General features: G+C 52.5%; 19 protein-coding genes and 2 pseudogenes. 12 read left to right on the top strand and 9 right to left on the bottom strand.

Annotated features, from left to right (window positions below):
* Positions 1 to 173: 173 nt before the first annotated feature.
* From ABJF76_RS17970 to ABJF76_RS17960, 3 genes are all read right to left on the bottom strand, one after another.
* Positions 174 to 605, bottom strand: coding sequence for a universal stress protein (locus tag ABJF76_RS17970; RefSeq protein WP_413821937.1), 432 nt, complete (start codon positions 603 to 605; stop codon positions 174 to 176).
* Entirely contained in the window at positions 602 to 3208 is a 2607-nt protein-coding gene (locus tag ABJF76_RS17965; protein ID WP_413821936.1) for a TRAP transporter permease, read from the bottom strand. The genes ABJF76_RS17970 and ABJF76_RS17965 overlap by 4 nt, the downstream gene beginning before the upstream one ends.
* A gap of 97 nt (positions 3209 to 3305) precedes the next feature.
* The gene (locus ABJF76_RS17960) at positions 3306 to 4277 is read right to left on the bottom strand and encodes a TAXI family TRAP transporter solute-binding subunit (protein ID WP_413821935.1); all 972 of its coding nucleotides are present in this window, start codon (positions 4275 to 4277) and stop codon (positions 3306 to 3308) included.
* Positions 4278 to 4502: 225 nt separating this feature from the next.
* Between ABJF76_RS17960 and ABJF76_RS17955 the strand changes: the two genes are divergently transcribed.
* Genes ABJF76_RS17955 through ABJF76_RS17945 form a run of 3 tightly spaced genes read left to right on the top strand, consistent with a single transcriptional unit; the run spans position 4503 to position 8521 of the window.
* Positions 4503 to 5834 carry an aspartate aminotransferase family protein gene (locus tag ABJF76_RS17955; protein WP_413821934.1) on the top strand — a complete coding sequence of 444 codons (1332 nt, stop codon included), beginning with the start codon at positions 4503 to 4505 and terminating at the stop codon, positions 5832 to 5834.
* 33 nt (positions 5835 to 5867) lie between these two features.
* A complete protein-coding gene (locus ABJF76_RS17950) occupies positions 5868 to 7811 on the top strand; it encodes a cache domain-containing protein (protein ID WP_413821933.1) in 1944 nt (647 codons plus the stop codon).
* A 44-nt stretch (positions 7812 to 7855) separates the two neighbouring features.
* Positions 7856 to 8521 (top strand): response regulator transcription factor, encoded by a 666-nt coding sequence (locus tag ABJF76_RS17945; protein WP_413821932.1) that lies wholly within the window; start codon positions 7856 to 7858, stop codon positions 8519 to 8521.
* A 331-nt stretch (positions 8522 to 8852) separates the two neighbouring features.
* Here the strand turns inward: ABJF76_RS17945 and ABJF76_RS17940 are convergent, their stop codons facing one another.
* A complete protein-coding gene (locus ABJF76_RS17940) occupies positions 8853 to 8978 on the bottom strand; it encodes a transposase (RefSeq protein WP_413821955.1) in 126 nt (41 codons plus the stop codon).
* A 531-nt stretch (positions 8979 to 9509) separates the two neighbouring features.
* Between ABJF76_RS17940 and ABJF76_RS17935 the strand changes: the two genes are divergently transcribed.
* The 3 genes from ABJF76_RS17935 to ABJF76_RS17925 all read left to right on the top strand — a co-directional run bounded on the left by ABJF76_RS17935 (position 9510) and on the right by ABJF76_RS17925 (position 14271).
* The gene (locus tag ABJF76_RS17935) at positions 9510 to 10733 is read left to right on the top strand and encodes an NAD-dependent epimerase/dehydratase family protein (protein ID WP_413821931.1); all 1224 of its coding nucleotides are present in this window, start codon (positions 9510 to 9512) and stop codon (positions 10731 to 10733) included.
* Positions 10734 to 10822: 89 nt separating this feature from the next.
* Positions 10823 to 12397, top strand: coding sequence for a hypothetical protein (locus ABJF76_RS17930; protein ID WP_413821930.1), 1575 nt, complete (start codon positions 10823 to 10825; stop codon positions 12395 to 12397).
* Positions 12394 to 14271 (top strand): glycosyltransferase family 2 protein, encoded by a 1878-nt coding sequence (locus ABJF76_RS17925; RefSeq protein WP_413822422.1) that lies wholly within the window; start codon positions 12394 to 12396, stop codon positions 14269 to 14271. Before ABJF76_RS17930 ends, ABJF76_RS17925 begins: the two co-directional genes overlap by 4 nt.
* A 3-nt stretch (positions 14272 to 14274) precedes the next feature.
* Here the strand turns inward: ABJF76_RS17925 and ABJF76_RS17920 are convergent, their stop codons facing one another.
* Entirely contained in the window at positions 14275 to 15312 is a 1038-nt protein-coding gene (locus ABJF76_RS17920) for a tetratricopeptide repeat protein (RefSeq protein WP_413821928.1), read from the bottom strand.
* A 563-nt stretch (positions 15313 to 15875) separates the two neighbouring features.
* Between ABJF76_RS17920 and rlmF the strand changes: the two genes are divergently transcribed.
* Positions 15876 to 16784: a 23S rRNA (adenine(1618)-N(6))-methyltransferase RlmF gene (rlmF, locus tag ABJF76_RS17915; protein WP_413821927.1), complete on the top strand. Its 909-nt coding sequence runs from the start codon at positions 15876 to 15878 to the stop codon at positions 16782 to 16784.
* Between the two features lie 695 nt (positions 16785 to 17479).
* On the opposite strand, the gene ABJF76_RS17910 is transcribed toward rlmF, so the two are convergent.
* Both ABJF76_RS17910 and ABJF76_RS17905 read right to left on the bottom strand, forming a co-directional pair.
* Positions 17480 to 19777, bottom strand: a complete 2298-nt coding sequence (locus ABJF76_RS17910) for a TRAP transporter permease (protein ID WP_413821926.1) — start codon at positions 19775 to 19777, stop codon at positions 17480 to 17482.
* 54 nt (positions 19778 to 19831) lie between these two features.
* Positions 19832 to 20887 (bottom strand): TAXI family TRAP transporter solute-binding subunit, encoded by a 1056-nt coding sequence (locus ABJF76_RS17905; protein WP_413821925.1) that lies wholly within the window; start codon positions 20885 to 20887, stop codon positions 19832 to 19834.
* A gap of 139 nt (positions 20888 to 21026) precedes the next feature.
* Between ABJF76_RS17905 and ABJF76_RS17900 the strand changes: the two genes are divergently transcribed.
* From ABJF76_RS17900 to ABJF76_RS17885, 4 genes and pseudogenes are all read left to right on the top strand, one after another.
* Positions 21027 to 21536, top strand: a complete 510-nt coding sequence (locus ABJF76_RS17900; protein ID WP_413821924.1) for a MarR family winged helix-turn-helix transcriptional regulator — start codon at positions 21027 to 21029, stop codon at positions 21534 to 21536.
* A 75-nt stretch (positions 21537 to 21611) separates the two neighbouring features.
* A complete protein-coding gene (locus ABJF76_RS17895; RefSeq protein WP_413821923.1) occupies positions 21612 to 21779 on the top strand; it encodes a hypothetical protein in 168 nt (55 codons plus the stop codon).
* A 195-nt stretch (positions 21780 to 21974) separates the two neighbouring features.
* Positions 21975 to 22205, top strand: a pseudogene (locus ABJF76_RS17890) (hypothetical protein); the annotation flags it as partial.
* A gap of 256 nt (positions 22206 to 22461) precedes the next feature.
* The gene (locus ABJF76_RS17885; protein WP_413821922.1) at positions 22462 to 23622 is read left to right on the top strand and encodes an iron-containing alcohol dehydrogenase; all 1161 of its coding nucleotides are present in this window, start codon (positions 22462 to 22464) and stop codon (positions 23620 to 23622) included.
* A gap of 708 nt (positions 23623 to 24330) precedes the next feature.
* Here ABJF76_RS17885 and ABJF76_RS17880 read toward each other — a convergent pair.
* The gene (locus ABJF76_RS17880; protein ID WP_413821921.1) at positions 24331 to 24726 is read right to left on the bottom strand and encodes a hypothetical protein; all 396 of its coding nucleotides are present in this window, start codon (positions 24724 to 24726) and stop codon (positions 24331 to 24333) included.
* Between the two features lie 431 nt (positions 24727 to 25157).
* On the opposite strand from ABJF76_RS17880, the pseudogene istB reads away from it, so the two are divergent.
* Positions 25158 to 25979: pseudogene (gene istB, locus ABJF76_RS17875) on the top strand (IS21-like element helper ATPase IstB).
* A gap of 83 nt (positions 25980 to 26062) precedes the next feature.
* Here the strand turns inward: istB and ABJF76_RS17870 are convergent.
* Positions 26063 to 26667, bottom strand: a 605-nt coding sequence (locus ABJF76_RS17870; RefSeq protein WP_413822633.1) for a TCP-1/cpn60 chaperonin family protein, incomplete at its 5' end; no start/stop codon positions are given.

Raw genomic sequence — 26667 nt, 5'->3', positions numbered from 1 at the left:
ATCAGTGTTTTTGCCGCAAGCAGGTCCAGCAAGCGTGTCACACGATTGCTGCCAAAGATGCATGCATGTTGGAACTCTGCCAACAGTTAAAAATAAACGGGACCATCAGCTTTGACCCGTTTATCTTCTTCATACATCGCCCAATTACCTTGACGGGTTTGACCAAGCCCTAATCAACGAACCACATAAACCGAACACTTTGCGTGTCTCACGACGCGCGCAGCGTTCGGGCCAAGCAGGTAGTCCGCCAGATCAGAGGTATGCGCGCCAACAACAATGAGGCCTGCCTTGGTGCTTTCGGCCAGTTTCAAAACCTCTTCATATGCACGCCCTGTCGCAACGACATGGCGTACTTTTGCGTTTTGATCCGCATCCAAGGCTTTGGTCACCAAGGCGTTCAAATGTTCTTTGGCCTCTTCAATCATCTTGTCATGATGATCTTTGCTAAAGAAGCTACCGACCTGACTAAGTCCAAAATCAGGAACCACGGCGATGACATCAAGCTGTCCGCCATCCAGCCCAGCTAAACGCGCAGCGGCCTGAATGGTATTGATATCGTCGTCGCCATTGCTGACATCTACAGCACATAAAACTGAGTTGCTCATGCTGGCACTCCTTCTTTTGACATGCGGGCACGTTGCAGGAAGGCGATGAAGCACAAGAAGATCAGCGCCGGAATAAAGATCAATTCCTTTGGCATCTGGTTTGCAGGCGCATTGACCGTGGCGATTTGAACAGGTTCATCCGCGTAGAAGTCAAAGCTGCTCAACGTGTCGGAAAAAGGTGATCCGAACGATGGCTCGTCCATTTTGACAACCCCGTCTTCTTCCAAAAGAAGCAATCCCGATGCGGTCATCCGTTCGTCAGCAGACCCCGCACCAACGGGAAGAACCAAGGTGGTTTCTTTCACTTCGCCACTGTCGAAATCGGGCCCAGATACGACCAACCTGATTTCATCCCCTTCGGTCGCATTGCCAAGTGCAGTTGCGAAACCGGCAGGTTCAATTTGCTCAAACGGTGGTTGCAGACGGTCCATCATAAAGTCGGGACGGAACAACGCAAAGGCGATCGCGATCAAGGCGATGCTTTCGTAGATGCGGCTTTTGGTCAGGAACCAACCCATTGTGCCAGCCGTAAAAATAAGGATCGCAATGGACGCCGTTATGAAGACAAGTATCCCTTGCATCCACGTCACGTCGATCAACAGCAAATCGGTATTGAAGATGAACACGAATGGCAGGGCCACGGTCCGCAGGCTATAGAAGAACGCCACGAACCCTGTCTTGATCGCATCCCCGCCCGAAACTGCGGCAGCCGCAAAACTGGCAAGCCCCACAGGCGGCGTCACGTCTGCCATGATCCCGAAGTAGAACACAAAGAGATGCACAGCGATCAGCGGAACGATCAGGCCAGACTGCGCGCCCAACTCAACCACAACACCCGCCATAAGTGATGACACAACAATATAGTTTGCCGTCGTGGGCAAACCCATACCAAGGACAAGAGACAACAGCCCCACCATCACAAGCATCAGGATCAGGTTGCCGCCCGACAGGAACTCAACCAGATCGGCCATAACTTGGCCTACCCCAGTAAGGGTCACAGTGCCCACGATCACACCCGCCGTTGCTGTCGCAAGGCCAATACCGATCATGTTGCGCGCGCCATCAATAAGGCCCTGGATCAGGTCACCAACGCCTTGCTTGAAGGAATTCGCCATATCGCTTTCGCCGCGGAAGATGGCTTTGAGCGGACGTTGTGTCAGCAAGATCACGAACAACAGCATCGTTGCCCAAAAGGCTGACAGGCCGGGTGATTTCTGCTCGATCATCAAAAAGTAAACCAAGACGATGATAGGCAGCAGGAAATAAAGACCAGACCGATAGATTTCACCAACGACAGGCAATTCTACCTCTGCCGCGTTTGGATCATCAGGCTCCAGGTCCGGAACACTTGCCGCGAGCCATAGCAGGACTGCATAGGCCACGAAAATCAGGATCGACATCACCATGGCAGACGCATCGCCCGCAGCCGCAGCAATCCAGCCAACGGGATATTGCACCCCATAGCACAAGGCCGCAAAACCGATGAAAAAGGCCATCATCCCGCCAATGGTTTTCCCCATCGACACCACCCGGTTGCCCAGTGTCGGCATGTTGTTTTTCACAGCTTCTAGGTGAACGATATACACCAGAGCGATGTAGGAAATTGTCGCGGGCAAAAATGCGTGCGTGATCACTTCGACGTAAGAAATACCGACGTATTCGACCATAAGGAACGCAGCCGCGCCCATAACAGGCGGCATAATCTGCCCGTTCACCGAGGAGGCGACTTCAACCGCGCCCGCTTTTTCCGAGCTAAAGCCTACACGTTTCATCAATGGAATTGTGAACGTACCTGTCGTCACCACATTCGCGATGGACGAACCCGAGATCAAGCCCGTCGCAGCAGACCCAACAACCGCAGCCTTCGCAGGCCCACCTTTAAGGTGCCCCAACGCGCCAAAGGCCATCTTGATAAAGTAGTTCCCTGCCCCGGCTTTATCGAGCAAAGCGCCGAATAGCACAAAGAGGAAAACGAATTTCGTGGACACCCCAAGGGCGATACCAAAGACACCTTCAGACGTGATCCACATATGGCTCATCGCTTTTTTCAGCGAGGCACCCTTCCAGCGGATGACATCAGGCACCCACTCGGACGAGCCGAAAAACACATAGCACAAAAAGATCGTCGCGATGATCGCCATAGCTGGTCCAAGCGCGCGACGTGCGCCTTCAAACAAGATCAAAAGACCCGCAAGCGCGAACCATTTGTCCATATCATCAGCCAGACCGCCCGCATCGACGATCTTTTGGTAGAAAACATAGCCGTAAAGGGCGGTAAACACGCCAAACAACCCGAGGAACCAATCCTGCAAGGGTATGTAGTGGCGTGGGCTGGATTTCAGTGCAGGATAGGCCATGAAGGCCAAAAAGATCGCAAAACCCAAGTGAACCTGGCGCGAGTTATTGATCACGTCACCGGGCAGAATATAATTCGAAAGAGGCGAGGCCAATAAGACCTGAAACAATGACCAAACGACCGCAACAATGGCGAGCAGCGTGCCAATGTTCCCTGTCGGGTTACGTGCACCAGCGTCAGAAGACGCGACAAGGTCTTGAAGCTCTTCTTCGCTTAAAGCGCGGTTCTCTGATGATTTATCAGCCATGTTTAATCCCCCTTGGATTGCGATCTAGATGTCGCAAATTTTTGTCTTGGGTCGTGGTAGAGGGGCGCAAACGCCCCTCTGAAAAATGCGTGCCGACTTAGTCGATCAGGCCTTTTTCTTTGTAGTACTTCTCGGCACCGGGGTGCAGCGGAGCAGACAAACCGGCAGAGGCCATTTCCTTTGGATCAAGGTTGGCAAATGCAGGGTGCAGCTTTTTGAAATCCTCAATATTCTCGAAGACCGAAGACACAACCGCATATACGGCCTCATCCGAAACATCAGCAGATGTGACGAATGTGGCACCAACACCGAAAGTGGCAGTTTCGGCGTCATTACCGCGGTACATGCCGCCAGGAATGGTGGCTGTGCGGTAGAATGAATTATCGTCCACAAGCCCGGTGACTGCATCGCCGTCCACAGTGACCAGAACGGAATCGCAAGCTGTCGTCGCCTCTTGGATCGAACCGGATGGGTGACCAACGGTATAGACCATCGCATCAATCTGGTTGTCACACAAAGCCGCTGATTGCTCTGCCGCTTTCAGCTCGGTTGCCAGTGCGAAATCATCTGTTGTCCAGCCCTTGGCTGCCAGCAGAACTTCCATTGTGCCGCGTTGACCAGAACCGGGGTTCCCGATGTTGATGCGCTTGCCCTTCAGATCGTCGAAAGATGTCACACCAGCATCGGCACGCGCGACCACTGTAAAGGGTTCAGGGTGAACCGAGAAAACAGCCCGAAGACCTTCGAATTTACCCGCGTCCTCGAATTTGGATGTGCCGTTGTAGGCGTGGTACTGCCAATCGGACTGCGCCACACCGAACTCCAACTCGCCTTCGCGGATGGTGTTGATGTTGTATACAGATCCACCTGTGGATTCGACTGAACAGCGAATTCCGTGCTCTTTACGGCCCTTGTTAACCAAGCGGCAAATCGCGCCACCTGTCGGGTAGTAAACACCCGTAACACCGCCGGTGCCGATTGTAATGAACTCTTCTGCCATCGCTGCGGGCGCTGCCAATGACAGCGATAGGGCCGCAACGGCAGTGAGTGTGTGCTTGTTTTTTAACATGTCGTTCTCCCAGTTATTCTGTTTTGTTTGATTGCGCGCGCACTCACTGAGAAAGCAAACCAACTGATTAAAATTGCACGCGCGCAAACACTACGCCGGAATTACCATCCGATATGGGGACAAACCGTCTCAGGTCGCTGGCCGCGAGTCTATGCGCGTAACTACCTATGGAAAGAATCACGGAAAAATGGAAAGTTGAGCTAAATCCACATCGGAATTCAGTTGATGTCGCATGTTTTTCCAAGAAACTCCGCAGGTTTACCACCTGTTGGCACCGGTGGTGCGGGGGTTTATCTGACGGACAAACACGGCAAGACATACCTTGATGGATCAGGCGGTGCCGCTGTTTCATGCTTGGGCCATGGTGATCGCGATGTCATCGAAGCCGTCAAATCCCAACTCGATTCGATGGCCTATGCGCACAATAGTTTTTTGACATCGGAACCGGCCGAACAGCTGGCAGACATGCTTATAGAACATGCGCCCTCCGGTCTGGACAGGGTATACTTTGTCTCTAGCGGGTCCGAAGCGATCGAGGCTTCCCTCAAGCTCGCGCGGCAGTATTTCCTCGAAACCGGCCAACCCAAACGCCACAAGATCATCGCGCGTCGGCAAAGCTATCATGGCAATACATTAGGTGCGTTGGCAGTTGGCGGAAACGAGTGGCGGCGTGCCCAGTTTGCACCGCTTTTGATGGATGTCAGCCATATCGCGCCCTGCTATGCCTACCGCGACAAGCATGAGGGCGAGACCGAAGCCGATTTTGGGCTTCGGATTGCCAATGAGCTGGAAGCCGAAATTCAGCGCCTTGGACCTGATGAGGTCATGTGCTTTGTGGCCGAGCCGGTCGTTGGCGCGACTTTGGGTGCGGTTCCGGCAGCCAATGGATATTTCCGCCGCATCCGAGAGATTTGTGACCAATACGGTGTGCTGTTGATCCTCGACGAAGTGATGTGTGGTATGGGACGCACCGGTACACTTTTCGCCTGCGACCAAGACGGCGTTTCGCCCGATATCTGCACCATCGCAAAAGGTTTGGGGGCGGGCTATCAACCCATTGGGGCCATGATGTGCAGCGGTGCCATCTATGACGCCATCCAAAATGGATCGGGCTTTTTCCAACACGGGCACACTTATCTGGCGCATCCGACAGCTTGTGCAGCAGGCGTGGCCGTTCTGACAAAACTGACAGCAGGTTTGGTGGACAAGGTAACGGACAAGGGCGCTTACTTAAGAAAACGATTGGTCGAACGGATCGGCCAGCATGCACATGTCGGCGACATTCGGGGACGAGGCTTGTTTATGGGGGTCGAGTTCGTACAAAACCGTGAAACAAAGGCCTGCTTTGATCCAGCACTTAAATTCCATTCCGTCCTCAAAAGCGCGGCCTTCGATGAGGGCCTGATTTGCTATCCTATGGGTGGTACAATCGATGGAAAACAGGGGGATCATGTGTTGCTGGCCCCGCCCTTTATATCCGAGCAAACCCACTTGGATGAACTGGTCGACAAGCTGGGAACGGCCTTTGATAAGGCGCTTCGAAATGTCGGCTTATAAGAGGGGTCGCACAAACATATCGGAGCGCGAACTATGAAGTTCTCTCTCGGATTTGTTCTGGCCATCAGCCTGGCCGGGTTACAATTTCTAGCAATCCTGATTGTTGTCTCGACGTCCTATCTGACCTCGGAAAAGGCGATGCTACAACACGCGCGTGACCGTCTGGCTGAAGCTGGCGCGAATGCCAGCGAACATTCCAGTGGCTTTCTAAAGCCCGCCCGAGAAGTGGCGGAACTTTCCCAACGCGTTATCGAAAGCGGGATCGTTGGCACCAATGACTTTCCACAACTCGAAAACTTCTTGTTCCAGACCTTGCAAACCGAGACACAGATTTCGGGCATCTATTTTGGCGACGAAGCAGGGAACTTTACCTATGTGATGCGGTCCGATGACGGACCTGGACCATTTCGAACCAAGATCATTCGACCGGGTCTGCGCGCCCAATCTGCCGACCTGATTTGGCGGAATACCGATTTTTCAACTGTTGAAACTCTTATTGATCCCAACGATTCCTTTGATCCGCGCACACGGCCTTGGTACGAAAGAGCCAAGTTAAATCGGTCCACGGTTTGGACGGACCCATATGTTTTCTTCTCGTCGCGCCAGCTGGGCATTTCTGTGGCGGTTCCTGTCGTATTTGATAATGCGATCAAGGGGGTAATCGGGGTCGATATCGAGATTTCAACAATCTCAAATTTCCTATCCGAGCTCGAGCTAAGCACCCACGGGTCCGCCTTAATTCTAGATGGGACTGGCAACGTCATTGCGCATCCGAGAATGGCGCAAATGATCGAAGATGACACGGACAGCACGCCCGGCCTTGTCGGGATTGAAGACATAGATGACCCTGTCGCGCAGGCTGCATTCAATCAATCGGGTTCTGACGGTCTGATAAAGGTTGAGCGCGAAACGCAGTCGGAGTTCGAGTATGAAAATGACAAATACGTCTCGTTGCTAAAACCACTGTCAGAGACCGAGTTGCCGTGGACAATCGCCGTTTACGCCCCCGAGAAAGACTTTACTCAAAGCATCAAAAACAACAGAACACGCAACATCTGGCTGGCTGCACTTGTTTCATTTTTAGCGGCGCTCGCAGGTCTGGCGCTGGCCGAGCTGATCCTCAGACCCGTCCGCGCATTCGCAGTGCGCACAGCGCTTGTGTCACAAGGCGAAGTGCCAGACACCGCCCCCCTGCCCGAGACCTACAAAGAGCTTGAGAAAGCCAACGAAACGTTGATCGACCAGATCGCACAACGCCGGAACGCCGATGCAAGAATTCTAGAATTGAACCGCGATCTGTCGCATTTCTCGCGCGTGAATCTGATGGGACAAATGGCGACAGGATTGGCGCATGAGCTCAGCCAACCTTTGACGGCAATATCGCAAAATGTTGATGCGGCCATCACGACGGCCAAACAACACAAAGACATCAATCCAGATTTGCTGAACATCCTGACTGAATTGGATGATCAAGCCCACCGAGGCGGTGATATTCTGCGGGCTTTGCGTGGATTCATCCGCAAGGATCAAGGCGAAAAGAAACCATTCGATGTGAATGAACTGGTAAAGCAAACACAAAGTCTTTTGCACCACGAAGCATTAGAGCAAAAAGTTACTTTGCGCTTTGACGTGAACCAAATGCCCTTGGTGATCGGCAACCGGATCCAGATTGCACAGGTCTTGATAAACTTAGTTCGAAACGCAATCGAAGCCATCACGGAGGCAGATAGTCCGGTCAAGGAAGTCGCAATTATGGCACGTGAGCAACCGAACCATCTAGAGATTTGGGTGGAAGACACCGGACCCGGCATTTCCCCCGACGTCACATTGTTCAAGCAGTTTGAGACAAGCAAAAAAGACGGAATGGGGCTTGGTTTGTCGATTTGCAGAACAATTGCGGAAGCAAATGGAGGCCGGTTGTGGTACGATCAAGATCACAAAGAAGGATCGCGGTTTTGCCTATCCCTTCCGATTTGATGTGCCGTACCGTTGCTAGAAGTACTTATTAGAGGTCCGAAATAATGATGCCCCCAGAAGGACAGTCAACTGTATTTCTTGTTGACGATGATGACCGTATCCGAACCAGCCTTGCACGCGCTTTGGGCAAGCGCGGTTATGACGTCAAAAGCTATTTCTCGGCAGAGGCTTTTCTGGACGCATACGACGTTACCCAACCGGGCTGCCTTGTCTTGGACTATGGGATGCCGGGCCTGAACGGATTGGAGCTTCAAAAGCATCTTGCAGAAACTGAATTCTCAATCCCGATCATCTTTATATCGGGCCAAGGCGGCGTGCCTGAATCCGTGCAGGCCATGAAAGCTGGTGCCGTTGATTTTCTCGAAAAACCATTCCGACAAAGTGATCTGGTGGCTTGCATTGATACCGCGTTCTCAACTGATCTAGAAACAAGAAGCGCCGAGAAGAACGTGAAGACAGCGCGAACGAAATTCGAGAAACTGACTGCCCGCGAAAAAGAGGTGGCGCTGTTCATGATCGCCCATCCATCAACGACATCTAGCAAAGAGGTAGGCCGTCAGTTGAACATCAGCCCTAGGACTGTTGATCACCACCGTGCTCGAATCCTAGAAAAAATGTCGATCGGATCTGTTGCTGAATTGATTGATTTGTCAGGCTCTGCGGCATTCCTTCAAAGCGCCGTAAGTGTGGATTTCGATTTACAGTCTTAGGCTCAAGACCCATTAATCCACGTGAGGCTCTCTGGTCGGCATGGTTCAAACTCCCTGAACCTGCGGGGGCTACGTGAGCAAATTTCACTGGCTTAATGAAGATCAAATAGTGCGGCTTCGGCCCTATTCCCCAAAGAGCCTCGGGGTGCCTCGGGGTGATGTTCAACGTGTTTTGAACGGCATTACCTTCATCAACAACAATGACTTACGTTGGTGTAATGCGCCAAAAACTCCCCCATTTTTGATGGGGTCCATTGGTAGAAACTAAGCAGCTTTCCAATTCTGTATCCCCAGACCTTGGTATTCTGCCAGGATTGACACGCTCTCCAGACTAAAAGCGCCTTGGAGTTAAGCCAAAGTCTGCTCCAACTGTACGCGAACGTTTGAGCCGGTTCGGGTCGTCAACAGCGGCCTTGAATGTGAGGCTTGCAGCGGGGCCAACTCCGGGGATGGTCATCATACGCATGCAAAGCTCGTCTTAATATGCCGCACGTTTCACGTGCCGATCCATCTTGAGGTCGTGTTGGAACAAGACCGTCAGCGCGGCGAGCAATGGGTTGATTGCATGCGCAAGGACGTCATCCATCTCGATCATTGGTCTTACCAAGCCCTCAAAAACCCGTGTTTCACTGTTCGGGGCAATCTTACGCCAAAGATATCCAACAGCCCGCGGACCTCGTTGGCCAGATCCATTGTCTTCTTGAGCAATACTTTTCGTGTACTCAAAAACGTCCTTAACCCATGGGCTTCGCGGCTTTTCATATGAACGGGGTTGAACCACCCAGTGCGCAAAATTTGGGCAATGCTTTGACAAATTGACGTGCGATTAACCGGCAAGTCTCCGCTGCCGATTCTTCATTTTTTTTCCCTCTGACTATTTCGCGCTAGCTTTCTTAATGTAGTGCTAAGCGAAGGGTCCCCCTCCGTACGAAAATTACGTCACAAGTAAACGCACAGTTTGTGCAGTACTATTCGAAAGGTGAATGCCATGAAGAATGTAATGATTATCGGCGGCGACGGTTTTTGCGGCTGGCCAACATCCCTCCATCTGTCGGCCCAAGGCCACAACGTGACGATCGTTGATAACCTGTCACGTCGTCGTATTGACGAAGATCTGGGCGCGGAAAGCCTGACACCGATCACGTCGATTGAAGAGCGTATCCTTGCTTGGAAAGAGGTTTCGGGTAACACAATTACATTCTCAAATGTCGACGTTGCGAAAGACATTGAAGGTTTTGCAAACCTTATCAAGACAACAAAGCCGGACACAATTATCCACTTTGGCGAACAACGTGCTGCACCTTACTCTATGCGTGGTCTCGAAGAAAAGTTGTATACCGTCGACAACAACATCAACGGCACTCATAACATGCTGGCAATCATCGCCGATCAGGGCATTGATCCGCATGTCGTGCACTTGGGCACCATGGGTGTCTATGGCTACGATGGCGACGGATTGGAGATTCCCGAAGGTTATCTTTCCGTTATGGTTCCCGGCGATGATGGCGAAGTGTTTAAACGTGACATCCTGTATCCGACGAATCCGGGCAGTGTTTACCACATGACCAAGTCAATGGATCAACTTTTGTTCCAATTTTATGCCAAGAACAACGCGCTCCGGATCACAGATCTGCATCAGGGTATCGTTTGGGGTACACAGACCGATGAAACCCGCATGGATGAACGTCTCATTAACCGTTTCGACTACGACGGCGACTATGGCACTGTCTTGAACCGTTTCCTGATGCAAGCTGCGATGGGACATCCGCTGACAGTTCACGGGACAGGCGGACAGACACGCGCATTCATTCATATCAACGACACGGTACGTTGTCTTGCGCTTGCGGTTGAGAACCCTCCTGAGAAAGACGGTAAGGTCAAAATCCTAAACCAGATGACCGAGACCCACCGCGTGCGTGATCTGGCACATTTAGTCGCGCGAACCGCGGGCGCAGACGTAGCTTTCGTCGATAACCCGCGCAAGGAAGCGGCCGAAAATGATCTGAGAGTGTCCAATAAAACATTTATTGATCTTGGACTTGAGCCGACCACGCTTGCCGATGGTTTATTGGGCGAAACGGTGGAAATTGCATCAAAGTACATTCACCGCGCTCGCAAAGACACCGTTGCCTGCGTTTCGACGTGGACCGACGCACAAAAACCCGGCGTTATTCATCACGAAGCAATTTTGCGTGTCCATGACGCAGCTTAACTACTATAGGCCAACAGCTTCTGTGGTCTGGTCGCTTGCGCGAAGCGGCCAAATCGCAGAGGTCCTTCGCCCTATTATAGGAGACTACTGTGCGACTCTTGGGAATCATGGCATTGTGCTTGGTGTTAATCGCCGGTCTGATATTTGGGTATGACCGCCGCAACGAAATCGTAGATCGAATTGCCGATCACTTCGAAGGTGCGTTGTTGGATGACTACGCGATAATCGATGCGACACCTGATCAACTACCAGTTCCAAATGCAGGCGAAGGCCTGATGATCATCCCGATGCAAGAGGCAGGTGCGCTGAACTCCATGATCGGCTACCCTAGCTTTGGGCGGGCAACGTTTGATATGCCCGGGACCGGCAGTCCCCGCACGGGCGAAGTTGTTTTGGAATTTTCGGGTGCACAGCATATCGATGCCGAAGGTGTGCTTCGTGTTTCCGTGAATGGTATTCGAAGAGCGGTCAAGCTGTTGGACAGTGGCCAACTACATCGCAGGGTAATTGTCCCACTCAACAGTCGTGATTTGTCATCTGAACAATTGACAGTTGCGCTGTCGCTTGATGGCCGCGCACCCGAAGTTGAATGCACTGTTGATTGGGTCGGCGGTGTTGCCCTTCAAATCTTGCCTCAGTCTTACCTTCGGTTGATCATGTCCGAACCGGTTCAGGCACCGGCGGACCTTTTGCTTATGGCGGGGTCGCGTCCATCAATTGATTGGCCCGTTGAGAACAACGCCCAACAAGCCCAGCGCTTTGTGCAAGCTTATGAACTTGGGCGGCGGACCGATGACGTTACATTTGCTGCCGACCCAGCACGCGCAGCGGATCTTTCTAGCGAAGATCTGGCAGTGTTGATCGCGGCTACAACGCCAACGTTCGTCAAGGATAACCTTGATCCTGCTGATCTTGCAGCCGCTTTAGGATTGCAACGCAGCCGTGAATTCGAAGGCCAAACGCGGTGGCGTATAACGTTCGATCAAAGCAACTTTGATGAGGCCATCAGGGCAATACAGCTTACACTCACGCTTGGGTCTGTCACCTCAGCCGAGGAGCCGTGGTTGGTTGTCGCGAAATTGAATGACCGGTTGCTGTTTTCAGAGTCCCTAGTGTCTGTGGATGGTCAATTTGATCAAAACATCTCGATCCCACAAAACCTGTTGATGGACCAAAACGTCCTGACACTGTCTTTAAGACATACGGCGCAACTTGATGGTCCTTGCCCTAACGGCGTGCCAGCGGTCGCAGAAGTGACCAAATTAACGCTGGTAACGAATGGCGACAAACCAACAAATGCCTACGCTGATCTGGTTCAGCTTATTGGTGATCCGATTACAGTGATACTAGGTGACGACATTGGCCCTCTCGAGGCACAGGTCGCACTGGATACTGTGACCCTATTGGCAGCCCGGACGCAGCCATTGCCTTTGACAGCTGAGAATACCGCGACAGGAGATCTATCTGTTCGGGTGGTGGGGCGTGATCATTTGAGTGCTGTCTTAACTGGATTGGAAAACGGAAAGCACTGGGTCGCTGTTGTTTCAGATACTATACGTAACGACCTTGAGATCGTGGCGGTGACGCCTATCGTCAAGATCGATACCAACACGCTGCCCCGCGCTGTGTTGGTTCTTTCGGATACGTCGGGCGCGCTGAATTGAACGACCAAACCACACAGGGCACCCTCCTCGCCAATGACATCAATGACGGTGACGGCAGAAGTGACGTCCAGTTTTGGTCTGTCGACAGCGCCCCGCGACGTTTTGCAGAGCGGGTCCCCCAATGGCGCGCACCGGTTCTTTTGGCCCTGTTTGCGGTAATGTCATTTACGTTGCTCTGGGCGATCAATCACCTCCCTATGCTAAATGCGTTCTTCATTCACAATGATCTAATTTTTGCGCCGGCCAAAGGGGGGCATTCAATTGCTTTACGCATTTTCATGATCAGTTTTTATATCGCATTTGGATTGCTTTGCGATCCAAGATGGCGCCGTAAATTGGGTGTCATGTTTGACATGACGTTGACCTATTTATTGTTCTGCCTGGTCATGGATGGGTTGCTGATCTTGCTGTATGATCAAGCCAATATCCTGCTTTCGCTTCATATTATTGAGATTGGTTCGGGACTGGTCGGGTTTGCGATCTTTTCTTTCAAGTTATTGGAACGCGGTGAAATGCCTGCACGCATTCCGCTCAAAATCGATACAGCACAGACAAGGTTGATTGCGCTACGCCTCATCTTGGTCGTTGGAATTGCTGCGTCCTTGGCATGGTACATTTCATCATTGAACCCTCCCCTCGAGGCATGGTTGCGCAGTGTCACTCTGCTGGGCGGCATCGGCCCCGGCGTATTCCTGTTTCTCCCTTTGTGTTTTCTTTTGTTGTATTTGGGCGCACGAGTCGAAGCATGGGCCGCACCCAAGGCTGAATTCAGCCCTCCGCTCACTGTTTTTGTCCCCGCGCACAATGAAGAATACATTATCATTGATACAATCCGCGCAATGGATGTAGCGGCGGCAGATTATGACGGGCAGATTGAATTGTTGGTTATGAACAACAATTCATCAGATAATACGGGTGCCGTGGCCGCCGTCGCATTGGCGGAATGCACTGCGCTTAAGGGACGGGTGATCGATGTGCCGACGCCTGGCAAAGCAAACGCATTGAACGCTGGCCTTGATGCGGTCACCACAGAGTACTGTGTGCGCGTAGACGCGGATACCTTGTTGCAACCGGATAGCTTCACGAAGGCGATGCGCCATTTTGCGGACCCCGCAGTTGGCGTTGTTGGGGGAATCCCGATCCCACCCGGTGGCGGGCTGTTCGATCGCGCCCGTTTTCTGGAAGTTGCTGTCAAACACGGTTTCTATTCAGTCGCCTTCGGAACGATCAATTCGGTGGTGGGCATTCCAGGAATGTTCTCAGTTTACCGCACTAAGTTGCCACGGGATTTGGGTGGTTTCGTTGAAGGCATGAATGGCGAAGACACCGATATTTCGCTGCGCGCCGGTGAGCTGGGCTACCGCCTCGTTGTTGACCCAACTGTCCGCTATATATCCGAGGTTCCTGCTACATACGGCCATATGCGTGAACAACGAACACGTTGGTTTCGCTCAACCTTTCATATTTCGTCAAGATGCCGCGAGATGTTGTTCGGCAAAGACATCACTGTGCGCGGTAAAATCACATTGCCTTACATGCTTATTAATTCTGCACGTCGTGCCATGATGGTTCCGTTGTTGATTTTCGGTGTGATCGAATATTTCACCGTGTTTGATAGTTTCAACACTCTTGCGTGGCAGGCGTTGATCGCAGTTTTGGTTGGCGCGCCATCGATCATGGCCATCATCTGCGCCCTCTTGATCAAGAAACCAGTCAGCATCCTCTATCTACCCGAATACTTGTTGTTCCGTGGGCTAAGAGCCTACTTCACGTTGGAATCCATGCTTTCGATCTCGATCTCCGACCGCGGCGAACATATCTATTCACGCGCCGCACTTGCCCGCAAACGACCCAAGAGTTTGCGGATCGCTTAGGGGTTACTTTTTACGCTCAGCAATGGCCTCGGCAACAGCGCGTACAGTTGGTCCACGCAAAGGCCCAGTCGCGCAAATACCCCAGATACCAGAATCCCGACAAAAACGATTGTGTGCACTAATCGTGCGAGAGGTTAGACGGGCATTGATAGCTCCATTGTAGTATCCAAGCGTACGCAATTCCATTTGCATGACACGGACCCACGCGTTCTTGTTGATCCAGAACCCTGTTGTGGCAGCACGCCCATAGTTCTCTGTTTCACTCGAAGCCATGATGGATTCGAACTCCAACCAAAACGTCTCGGGATGTAAATCTCGTGCCAACCGAATACGCTCGACCGAAAGAACGCGATCACGAATGTTTGGAACGTTCGCCAAAGCGGCTCGACGCTGTATGGTTTCAAGTGAGGTGCTTTTTAAGCGCGTTAGATAAACAAGTGTGGCTTCGGCGAATTGCGGGTCCCCTGCAAGACCGACGTCTTCGACCTGCACGACGACAGCGTCTGGTGCTTCGCCATTCAGCCGATTCCAGTTGTAGCGTAAAACCAAATCGCGCGCCGCGTTGTCGTCGCCCTTCGCGGCCATTTCAATCAGCATTGCACGTCCCACATCGGGATCAGAACCCGCCCCAAGCGTCTTGTCGATATGAGACGTCGCAAGCAATCGATGTGTCCCTGGCCTGTCGTTAGCGACCGCTGCGTCCAACAGTACAAGGGCGCCATCACCGTTACCCAGCTGTAATTCAACCCTTGCCAGATTGGCAAAAGACCAAGGGTGTTCAGCTTCGACCGCCCGTTCCAGCCATGCCTTTGCTTTTTGTAGATCAACCTCCGTCCCGATACCGTTGCGGTACAGGTATCCCATCCGGTCCATAGCTGGAGGAAAGTCTAGATCGGCAAGCGTGCTCATGGCGGCGAAGGCTTCGGCAGCATTTGTTGCCTCGAGATCGCGGGCATCCCGGAAGCGTTTTGCTTCATCTTGCGCCAAGGAAGCTGATGCCATCAGGAAGGCAAAAAAGCCTGCCAATATCATGCTCTTCATACACTTCTCCGGTTTCGGGCTCTTCACGAGTACGCCTTACAAGTAATAACTAATCCTCACAGCGGAAGTAAGCACGTTTTCAGATGCGGAAATTCAGTATTTGACCTCGGTGGAATTCGACTAAAGCTCGGGTCTTCCCTAACGCAACCAACGACCGGTTTCCGCCCTCCCAGCTATGACATCCCTTCCGTAGATGCTGCATCAACCGCTTCTTTGACCGATCTGGAATTAGCTGCGCGATCTCATCTGTGAGTCTAATTGTGCCGTAGTAAGCGTTGATCATCTTGGGTGGCGTGCCCACGTTGCAATCCAATAGGTGATGCCCAGCGCTCTCTCGGATTTGCTACGTGATGTAGAAATGCCAAACCCTGAAACTGTCCCTAAATTTGCCGTTATGAGCAACACGTAGGCCAGTTGCGATCATGTCGGGATCAGTGAATGCCATGTGATATGGAGCGCGACTGGTTTGTGGCATCGCATAGTTTGCTATTCTTGCGTAGAGGTTTAAAATCCTCGGACAGGCTGGCGAGCGACGTCCAATAAACTAAAGTTAAGGCGTCCCGATGGCTATCAAACCAAAACTGCATCCACGAAATCAACACTCCGATGGCTATGATTTCGTACGTTTGATCGCGCAGACACCAGAACTTGAAGCATTCACAACCAGCAACCCATCGGGTCAAACCACGATTGATTTCAAAAATGTCACCGCGGTTCGAATGCTCAATCGTGCCCTGTTAAAGACGCATTATAACATTGAGTTTTGGGATATCCCTGCGGGGTATCTATGCCCTCCTATCCCAGGTCGTGTTGATTACATCCACTATCTGGCGGATTTGCTGACCAGCAACAACGATAAGGACATCCCGCGTGGGCGTCATATCAAGGCTTTGGATATCGGCACCGGTGCGAGCCTTGTTTACCCCCTAACGGGCCAAAGCGAATACGGTTGGCACTTCACCGGCGTAGATATCGATGCAGGCGCACTCAAATCAGCACGACAGATTTGCGAACTTAACAATTTGGACATCCCTCTTAGGCGCCAAGCTAAATCTGAAGATATCTTTCGCGGTGTGATCACACCTGATGATCGGTTTCACATCTCCATGTGCAATCCGCCGTTCCATGCATCTTTGGAACAAGCAAACAAAGGCACCCAACGTAAATGGGCCAGTCTTGGGCAGGGAAAATCAAAGAAGCTCAACTTCGGCGGCCAAAACGCTGAGCTTTGGTGCCCGGGTGGTGAAATCAAATTTATCGCTCGCATGGTGGAGCAAAGCAAAGAATTCGGTGATCAATGCCTTTGGTTTACGTCGTTGGTCTCGAAGAAAGATAACCTGTCGCCACTCCATCGCATTTTGGGAAAGGCCAAGGTTTCTGATTATCAAATCGTCGAAATGGCGCAGGGACAGAAAACCAGCCGCTTCATTGCATGGACGTACATCAAGCGAAGCCAGCGATCAGCTTTTTGACTCGTGCCAAAGTGGGCCGCGCCCAGCCATCGACCAAGATAGGTCTGTCCATAGATTAGGACACAGAATGACCAATATCCGTAGCACAGACCAAAATATCCTTAGCATAAATCCCATCTGCTGATGATTTCGCTGTTTGGGGGCTATCGGTCGAGCTCGGCAAGAAAAATCATTGAACTCCATCCGCAGGTTTCACCCCAACAAGTGGAGACTGTGCCATCCAATCCTGCGCTGTACTCAGGAGACGCCTTGGACCGTCCAAATAGATAGCTTTGTCATCGACCGCCGAATGGACAGCGACATCACCCAGGCGATACTTGCATTACTGAGAAAGGGTCGAGATCGTTTTATCGCCGGGTGCTATAGCTGCCAATCCGGTCATGATTCCAGTAAAAACATCCACATCGTTCCCGTTAACCGGCAAGACATGCGTTTGCATGTGTGAGAGGGGGCGTTTCCAGCGGTTGTAAAACGTATTGGGCGGGTCACATGCGGCCAGCGCATCACATCAGCATGAGCCATTGCGATTGATGAAATATACCATTCACTACACGCCTAACACTGATGCGCGACTTACCACGTCTCCTTGAAAAATACGGGCTAAGCCGCATCAGCAGTTCTTCGATTCTACAGTAAAGATTACTTATCGTTTTCCCAAATCGTTGGGGTTCTAGAATCAAGACGGCGAACCAGCATCAAGGCACCTCATGGGTCCTGAGTTTAATTGCCATCATATGCTGCACGAGCAACATGGCGGCCAACCCCAGACCGACCCACATGAACGGCGCGGTTTTCCACAATACCAGGACCGCTGCAAGCAGTCTGAGGGCGACCTCCCATCGTGGCAGGGGGTCGCGGTCGAATTTGGCGAGCGCTGAGGCCATCAGGTAAAGTGCGAGGATTAGGCGAAGCCCTAATAGGGTCAGGGCAACCCAATTCACAGTGCCGGTATATCCTTCGATCAGTGTGCTGCGGCCAGCGGAGTCGGTGATAGTGACGGCTTCTTCGATAAGCAACAGTTCTGGATACCATGCGAACACAAATGGGATCGTGAACATCACGATCCCAACGCGCACGGCGGCAAAGGCCGTCCGCATCGGTTCGGTCTTCGTGATCGAGGCGGCGGCAAAGGCTGCGATGGCCACAGGTGGCGTGATCGCCGACGCGACGGCGAAGTAAAAGACAAACATATGAGCGGTAAAGAAGCTGACACCAAGGCTTGCCAAAAGTGGTCCTAGCAGCAACGCGACGTTCACATATGCAGGGACAGTCGGCATCCCCATTCCAAGTAAAATGGCGCAGAACATGGCGCACGTCAGGGCCAGCATCAGATAGACGCCGCCGACAATCGGGATTTCAAAGCCCAAGATCCGCAACACGTTTGCAGTTTCCAGCCATGAGGTGACAGCGCGTGTCAATTCTCCGGTCAGGCCGCTTTCATTCAGAAACGCCGAAATGATCGAGACCGCAAACAAAAGCAGGAACAGTCGCGAAATTAAAATGCCGCCGTCCGCAAGCGAGACGATAATTTTAGACGGTTTCGCCCGGGTTTCGGGATCTAGGAATAAAAGCGGCAATAGGACGATGACGGCCCACCATCCCGCAGATGTCGCATCGCCGGTCGAATTGACGATGGTGCGCGTCACAAAGTTGGGCAAGAAGTTGGATAGCCAGCCTGCGCTGACAACGTCTTTGTTTCCCAAAAGCAAGAACAGGATGGTCATGATCGGCACAAAGATGATGATAAGGTTCAGCCAATCCTGACGAAACATCACCAGATCGTCGGGTATTTCGCGCATGGCTTCGACCTTTTCACGCCGAGCTTGGAACATCACCGCGAGGAAAATCGAGAAGAAAAAGAACATCGCGGGCAGGAACGCCGCCGTGATGACTTTGGTGTAGGGTACGGCTGTCAATGCGACCAGAACAAAGGCTGCGACCCCCATCACTGGCGGCATGATTTGCCCACCAGAGGACGCCGCAGCTTCAACCCCGCCTGCAAATTGTGGGGAAAACCCGTTGCGCTTCATCATCGGGATCGTCAGGCGCCCCGTTGAAAGAACATTGGTGACCGGTCCGCCAGTGATTGTGCCGAACATAGCAGAGGACACAATCGCCGCATGGGCCGGCCCACCGCGCAAGTTGCGGGTCAGGCGCACAGCGAGTTTGATCAGCGACGTGCCACCAGCCGAGGTGCCGAACAACGCCCCCAAAATCACGTAGGGGAAGACTTGGTTAACGACGATATCCATAAACCGCCCCATGAACCCATCTGGCGTGATGAACACGTTAGTGGCTTTCTGGATCGCTGCAGCCTGTATATCGCCGCCATCTGCCCCCAGCTTGGTCAGCAAAAAGCTGTTGTCGCTGAGATCATAGATCCAGATGAGCGCCGTACCGACCGTATAAATCACCACAACGCTGGCGACAGCGACCAATGGGACGCCCCAGACGCGTACGTTATAAAGAAAGAAAAGGGTGATGATTGTGAACAGCAGTGGGATAATCCAAATCCCAAACCGCCCCTGACACGCGGGAACTTCGGCATCAAAGGATATGCCAGGGATCACGCCTTCGGACCGCGCTGCCGCATCTGAAATCAAGCGTGCCCGTTCACCCGTGAATTGATCAATCAGACAGACTGAATCGACCTCGACCAAATATCCAAACGAGGCAAAAAACGCAGCAAGGATCAGACCAGCATCCAACAGCAAACCCAACCAAGCCAGGTGCGGTCGGCTGACTTTCCACGCTCGATACACGCTGGCATCAAGAGCGACGATCAGCATCATCAACAGAAAAATAGGTGGGTAGAAGAATTCAGGCGGGAAGCCCGAAACCCGTAAGAAAGGTTGCCCCGTGAGGGCCCGAGCAGCATCTTGCAAGCCGGGAATTTCCGGCATTGTATTGAGCATGCCAACCACGACAAGAAGAAAACCCAAGGCAATCGCCCAAGTTCGGCCGATGCCTCTGTTTACGTGTATGTCTGACATGAAAAGGCCCCTTGCGCGAGGCTGGAAAAGACCAGCCTCGCGTGGAAAGTTGCGTTACGGGCGTAGGCAGTCCGCGATCGTGTGACCAGCTTCCTCAAAGGCACGGATCGCCCCTTCGTGCATTTTCACTTGAACGGAGCCGCAGACTCCTTGGGTGACGCCATCGATGTCACCAAAGCTTAAGCCAAGGTATGGTCCGCGTGGTGATCCGGTTAAAAAGCGGTCCTCGGCTTCTAGGTAGGCCTTGGTGATATTATAGGCGAGCTCTTCTTCCATTGTTGCCGTGACGATCTGACCAAAGGCCAAGGCAAAGGTGTCAAACGAGTCATCATCCGTGACAACCGTAATGTCATTGCCCGCGTAAGCTGCGCGGAATTCTTCGACCGGGACAGAGTAAGGCGCATGGCCGGGCGCGCCGAGGATTTGCTGCCCCAATTCGCTGGCAAGCAAGTCGGACGGGACATCATAGAGCGTAATACCGCCCGCCGCCGCAATCGCGATTTCGCGGCCAGATGGCAAGCCTTCGGGCATCGTCCATGCATCCACGCCGCCGCCCGTGATGGCGGAAACTGTGTCTGGCCACGGGTTTTGAACGCCCTCATAACCTTCGCCGTCCTTTTCGCCGGACAGCAGTTGGATCATTGCGCGCCCAGACGTCAATGCAGCCCCGCGTGGCGGCCCGTTCCAGATGCGTTTCCCTGCCAAGTCGCGGATGTCGTCGATGGGGTTACTGTTGTAATGCCCAAACAATTGCGCAGCACCCGCATTAAAGAAAAGGACACGGATGTTGCTGGCCAGCTCAGCGCCTTTTTCAGGGCCGATGCCACTGTATGGGCCGATACCGCGTGACAACAGAAACGGTAAGATCAACGCCGCGGGTGCCATATCCAGCTGCCCTTCCGCGACAGCTTGAACAGAGTTCGTCAGCGTCGCACCTTCGGTGATTTGCATCTTGGCCACACCTGCGCTATCCAAAACAGCCGCCAAGGTCGTATCGATGTAGTGCGGCGTGGAACCCGGCGAAGTTGTTTCTGACGTCAGTGTGGCTTGTGCGAACGCGAACGCTGGCGCAAGGGCAATTGCCCCGCCCAGTAGCATTGATTTGATCATATCATCCTCCCTGATGATCTGCCCTCCTCCAAGGGCAAATGCCCCCATTTTTTCGAAGGCTTGGGCGAGATTTGCAGAAATTATATGACTTGTCACGCAATAATTTCTCGGGTCTTATCAAAAATCGGGGAGGCCGCGCATGGTTGATGATCAGGAACGTGATGTTGACCGGATAAAAGCCCGGATCGACAGAGAAGACACCAATTTGTTTGCCCGGCTTGCTGCAATATATGCAGCGTCTCGCAAACAGGCTCAGGGCTTGTTGCAATCGGGCGGGGGGATTTCGATTGTCGAATGGCGGACCCTTTGGGATCTGTACGAAGTGGGCCCCATGACGATCAGCGATCTTGCATCGACCCAACGCGCCGATCATTCCCTGCTTAGTCGGGCGCTGCCACAGATGCGCGAAAAGGGGTTGGTGTCCATGCGTCAGGCGGCGCAAGACGGGCGACAAACGATCGTGGCACTGACAGATAAAGGCCGCGATGCCTATCGCCTTGCCGCCCCAATAATGGGCCGGCGCCGCGCTGCGTTGAACGAAGTGTTCACACAGACAGAGATCAAAGAATTCGCCGGATATCTGGATCGGCTCGAAGATTTCGTGCGCCGTCCTGCCAGTGCGGTAATTCAGAAAGAAGACGTAGAATGACACATGATCCAAACGTACTTTGAATTATGGCGGAACAATCGCAGTTTGATTGCCTGAACGCCATTGGCGCTCACGATGGACATCGCACAGCTTAACGGCTTGAACATCGATGGGTCTAAAATTGATGCTAAGTTGGTCGTCGAGCATGAAGCGCTTATGAAAACCCCAGAGTCCACAGAAGAACAATGCGCGGAGATGCTGACCATGGGCGAAACCAAATTGAACGGCCAGCTTCAGAACTAGAAATTCGCCTACTGGTCATCAGTGGGAATACCGGGCCAACAAATCTTACCCTTCCCAGCCGATTGCAGCCACTAGTTAAGTGGTCGGTTGCCTCGGTGCTGCGTCGTCAAAGCGGACATTTGAGCAAGTGCCCTGCATTTGCATTACTCTAGGTCCATAACGCGGACAAAGTGACCCTTGCCGACTCTACAGCCAATGACCGTTTTTTCAGACGCCGCACCTGCGCGGAATTGCACCGAGGGCCGATTGCTGGTTGGTATCGAGGCTTGCAGCAGCGCGCATTATTGGGCACGCGAACTGACGAAGTTTGACCATGACGTTCGGTTGACCCCACCGATATATGTGAAGCCATATGTGAAACGTGGCAAGTCTGACACCATCGATGCGGAGGCCATTTGTGAGGCAGTGATCCGCTGCAATTTGCGGTAAGGTCAAAAAACCCCGACAGCTCACGAACCCCGGACAAAGCCAGCAAACGCAGGAACTGAACTGACGACTGCTTTCAATCGGGGAAACCGCTTTGAATTTGTACAGAATATGTGTTGAGTTGCCAATCATCGACAATACACTCAACGGACACGGAGCTGTCCGAAGACGCAAGTGGTGAGCAACTGGATCGGCGCGTCAACGAGCGCTGCTGGGTGATCTGAACGTCTGGCATGACACATTGAGGAAAACGATCATGACACCCTTCATTTTCAACACATCTCCAAGCATTCGGTTCGGGGCTGGCGTTCTGTCTCAAATTGGCGAGATCGTGCGGGAAGAAATAGGATCGCGCGTCCTGCTTGTGACAGATCCAGGAATGTTGGCGACTGGTATTGTTGATCGCGCTTTAGACTTTCTGCAAGATGCAGGCGTCACGGCCACCGTCTATCAAGATGTTAAGGCTGATCCTCCGGAGTCTGTTGTTACGACCTGTGCAAAAGCAGCTACCGATGCTGATGCGCAAGGTGTTATTGGTTTAGGTGGCGGATCCTCTTTGGACGTGGCCAAGCTTGTCGCTCTTCTCGCTGGCGGCAAAGAACACCTCACTAGTATTTATGGCGTCGGGAATGCGAAAGGCCCGCGTTTGCCTCTAATTCTAATACCCACAACGTCGGGTACGGGGTCTGAAGTGACTCCAATCTCAATCGTAACAACAGGCCAAAGCGAAAAGATGGGCGTCGTTTCACCGGTGATTTTGCCAGACATCGCCCTACTCGATCCGGAGCTGACGCTTGGCTTGCCACCCCATATCACGGCCGCGACAGGCATTGATGCCATGGTACATGCGATCGAAGCCTACGCATCAGTCAACACAAATAACAATCCGCTCTCTCGCAATCTTGCAACGGAAGCACTGCGATTGATGGGCGCATCGCTAGAGACCGCGGTTCACTCGGGCGGAGACATCAAAGCGCGATCTGACCTTCTCTTGGGGTCTATGATGGCCGGACAAGCCTTTGCAAATTCGCCTGTCGCTGCAGTGCATGCATTGGCTTATCCGATAGGCGGTCATTTTCACGTCCCTCACGGCCTCTCAAATGCACTCGTTTTGCCCCATGTGCTGCGGTTCAACGCCGAAGTTGCTCCGAAGCCTTACGCAGAGATTGCAGCCCATGTGTTTCCCGAGCTCGCCGCCGTCGAGCATGAAAAAGATCGCGCTGAAGGTTTTTGTGACGCAATGGCTGCTTTGTCAAAACGGTGCGGACTTCAACAGACGCTGCGCGAAATGGAAATTCCTCAGGATTTTCTACCGAAACTCGCAAGTGATGCCATGAACCAATCCCGACTACTGGTTAACAACCCTCGAGAGGTACGCGAGATAGACGCTTTGGAAATTTATCAAACCGCTTGGTGATTGCTGCTGCTTTTGTATGAACATCTCTTAGCCAGCATTCAGGTATTACTTAGCATCTGCGACAACGATCCTAAGCTGCCGTCGGCGATGACATCTCAATGCTGCAATCACAGCTCGCTTTGCCGCCACTCGCTGCACATGCAACATCTGAACCTGATCGAACATACAATCCGCGGACAAACCTACCGTTCCGATGATAACTGGAATTGCTGGGTACCCACATCCCAAAACGCATATGCTCCCCGCAGGATATCAATGGAGCCACACGAGGTGCAGCGGGGTTTGGGCAATTGATCTGGCACTACCATTGGTACTCATCCGCCAGAATGATCGTCAGCACCCGGCCGGTTTTGGTCAGGCCCAATGGATCATCCTGTAAGGCCGTGGGCAACCATGTTCGGGCCATCTTGAAGAAGGCAGCTCACGATAGAAATCTTGCGTTGATGAGGTCGTTATATGAAATTTTCCATGCCCATTCTGGTTACTTCAACGATCGCGCGGGCTGAGTGTGGGCCAAATACGATCTTTGGTGCTAATCTGCGGAGACACTAGATCTCAAGGGCGCGCTTCAACAATGACACCAGCTGATCTCGCTCCATACCATTGACCGCAGAACCTTCGCCTGGAGCATTAAGCGCGTCCACGTTTTCTATCAACTTAACCAAAGTGTCGCTCAACCGTCGTATCAAGGCAGGCGCGGCAATCAAACTATCGTTTTTTCCCTGTCCAAACGTGCCCCTCGGCATCTGTAGGACTTCGGTTCCCTGAACCGATGTCATCAAACCACTTGCCCGAAAAACTTGAGAAATCAGAGGCAAAAGCGATCGCAAAATCTCCCGAGCCCCATTCATCGTTCCAAATGCAACGTAAAATCTGAGCGGTCAGTGCGCATTCCTCCAAATGGCCTTCGGCAGTCTCACCAAAGCTGTCGTAGCTATACGCGCCTATGATTTTGTCATCTGACGTAAGAACGAAACGCGTGGCACCTGGCGTATCGCCAGAGGACCAAATTATACCATCGAAAGTGCCGACAACAGCTGTGTTTTCAGCAAAAGCCGCTTGGGCGGAAATGGCACAAAGCAATGCCAGAGAACAAAATTTCATTGGACTTTAAGGACCTTATCAATGGTTAGGCGCAAGCGCCCATTCACCGTATGCGGCTGCAAACAGATGGTCAATCTTAGGTACAGGGCATGGGAAATCTGATGGGATGGACGGCTCCTGCTCCAACCGGCGTCACAATGCGCCATACTGCCGATATGCCCGTCGCACATCAACACGCTGCCATGACGCGCTTCACTGGCATGAAGAGTTACGTCCGTGAGATAGGTCCGTCAGCTGAAAAGCTGATAGATTGCACTTCCGAACGGGCAAGAAGCCGACAAGGACTGCAAAGAACGCAATCTGCCTAAGATCACTGACGGACCAATACCCCAGCGAACGAGTGGAAGCCGCCTGCGAAAAGGCAATCACCGTAGGGAAACACTCCGCAAAGACAGTCCAAGGCATCCTAGCGTCTGGTTTAGACATAATGGATGACGAGTCCTCAGACTTTGACGAGCCGCCCGAACCTCAAGCGAATGTGCGCGATGCCTCATACTTTGCATCACTGCAACAGACTAAGCGCGGAGGCGACGGGAATGTCTAACACCCAAGTTTTTGAACTATTGCATGCGTTGCATTTACCTGGTGTGCGCGAGGAGTTGGAGCACCAGTTGCAGCATCCACAGTATTCGGAGATGCCTTTGCAGGATAGGCTTTTGCGTATGCTGCAGGTCGAGACGGAAAGACGGTACAATAACAAGATTGACCGCCTGATGAAGGCTGCACGCTTTAAGTACCAAGCTGAAGCTGAAGAAATAAACTACCGACAAGATCGAAACCTCGATAAATCGGAGACCTTGGCACTGCTGAAATGCGATTGAATTAAGCGGCATCAGAACATCCTCATCTCTGGCGCTTCAGGTACTGGCAAAACATGGCTCGCATGTACGTTGGGTGTCTCGGCCGTCAGACATGAGATGGGAGTACGTTATGTCCGCGCTAGCCGTCTTGTGGAAGGGGTGATGTACGCGCGCCTAGACGGTAGCATCGCAAAATTCAGAGCGAAGCTTTCTCGATTGGAGCTGCTGATCATTGATGACTTCTCTCTCAGCCCGATGAAGAAACAGGAACTCAATGATTTGTTCGAGATCATCGAGGACCGCTCAGTTCAAAGTTCTACGGTTATGATCGCTCAACGATCCCCTCAAGAATGGTATGACCACATTGGTGATCCGTTGCTGGCTGATGCGCTCATGGACCGTATTCGAAGCAATTCTCACGTTCTGCTGCTCGAAGGAAAATCCATGCGATGATCTTTGAGCGCGCAGCCTTAATAAGACTGCGCGCTCAATCAGTTGAAACCGCGCTGCTTAATCTGGTGAGATTTTACATACGCTTACATCATGCCGCCCATGCCGCCCATGTCGGGCATGCCGCCTGCTGGGGCTGCGCCTTCTTTGGCGGGTTTGTCGGCAACCATTGCTTCGGTTGTGATCAACAGACCAGCGACCGATGCGGCGTCTTGCAGTGCCGTGCGCACAACTTTGGCCGGATCGATGACGCCGAATTTGAACATGTCGCCATATTCTTCGGTCTGTGCGTTGAAGCCGAATGTGACATCGTCGCTCTCGCGGATTTTGCCCGCAACGACCGAACCGTCAACGCCCGAGTTCTCAGCGATCTGACGCAGAGGTGCTTCGATTGCTTTGCGCACGATCGTGATACCAACGTCTTGATCAGAGTTCGCACCGGTCACGCCTTCAAGCGCTTTGCCGCCTTGGATCAAAGCAACACCACCGCCAACAACAACACCTTCTTGCACGGCCGCACGGGTAGCGTTCAGGGCATCATCAACGCGGTCTTTGCGCTCTTTGACTTCGACTTCGGACATGCCGCCGACGCGGATAACAGCAACGCCGCCTGCCAATTTGGCAACACGTTCTTGCAGCTTCTCTTTGTCGTAATCCGACGATGTTTCTTCGATCTGGCCACGGATCTGTG

Source organism: Tateyamaria sp. (genome assembly GCF_039940735.1).
Lineage (GTDB): Bacteria > Pseudomonadota > Alphaproteobacteria > Rhodobacterales > Rhodobacteraceae > Tateyamaria.
This window is presented reverse-complemented; position numbering and strand designations above follow the sequence as displayed.

Excerpts from the sequence above, each read along its gene's own strand:
- ABJF76_RS17970 (WP_413821937.1), bottom strand. The coding sequence starts at position 605 with ATGAGCAACTCAGTTTTATGTGCTGTAGATGTCAGCAATGGCGACGAC.
- ABJF76_RS17965 (WP_413821936.1), bottom strand. The coding sequence starts at position 3,208 with ATGGCTGATAAATCATCAGAGAACCGCGCTTTAAGCGAAGAAGAGCTT.
- ABJF76_RS17960 (WP_413821935.1), bottom strand. The coding sequence starts at position 4,277 with ATGTTAAAAAACAAGCACACACTCACTGCCGTTGCGGCCCTATCGCTG.
- ABJF76_RS17955 (WP_413821934.1), top strand. The coding sequence starts at position 4,503 with ATGTCGCATGTTTTTCCAAGAAACTCCGCAGGTTTACCACCTGTTGGC.
- ABJF76_RS17950 (WP_413821933.1), top strand. The coding sequence starts at position 5,868 with ATGAAGTTCTCTCTCGGATTTGTTCTGGCCATCAGCCTGGCCGGGTTA.
- ABJF76_RS17945 (WP_413821932.1), top strand. The coding sequence starts at position 7,856 with ATGATGCCCCCAGAAGGACAGTCAACTGTATTTCTTGTTGACGATGAT.
- ABJF76_RS17940 (WP_413821955.1), bottom strand. The coding sequence starts at position 8,978 with ATGACCATCCCCGGAGTTGGCCCCGCTGCAAGCCTCACATTCAAGGCC.
- ABJF76_RS17935 (WP_413821931.1), top strand. The coding sequence starts at position 9,510 with ATGAAGAATGTAATGATTATCGGCGGCGACGGTTTTTGCGGCTGGCCA.
- ABJF76_RS17920 (WP_413821928.1), bottom strand. The coding sequence starts at position 15,312 with ATGAAGAGCATGATATTGGCAGGCTTTTTTGCCTTCCTGATGGCATCA.
- rlmF (WP_413821927.1), top strand. The coding sequence starts at position 15,876 with ATGGCTATCAAACCAAAACTGCATCCACGAAATCAACACTCCGATGGC.
- ABJF76_RS17910 (WP_413821926.1), bottom strand. The coding sequence starts at position 19,777 with ATGTCAGACATACACGTAAACAGAGGCATCGGCCGAACTTGGGCGATT.
- ABJF76_RS17905 (WP_413821925.1), bottom strand. The coding sequence starts at position 20,887 with ATGATCAAATCAATGCTACTGGGCGGGGCAATTGCCCTTGCGCCAGCG.
- ABJF76_RS17900 (WP_413821924.1), top strand. The coding sequence starts at position 21,027 with ATGGTTGATGATCAGGAACGTGATGTTGACCGGATAAAAGCCCGGATC.
- ABJF76_RS17895 (WP_413821923.1), top strand. The coding sequence starts at position 21,612 with ATGGACATCGCACAGCTTAACGGCTTGAACATCGATGGGTCTAAAATT.
- ABJF76_RS17885 (WP_413821922.1), top strand. The coding sequence starts at position 22,462 with ATGACACCCTTCATTTTCAACACATCTCCAAGCATTCGGTTCGGGGCT.
- ABJF76_RS17880 (WP_413821921.1), bottom strand. The coding sequence starts at position 24,726 with ATGAAATTTTGTTCTCTGGCATTGCTTTGTGCCATTTCCGCCCAAGCG.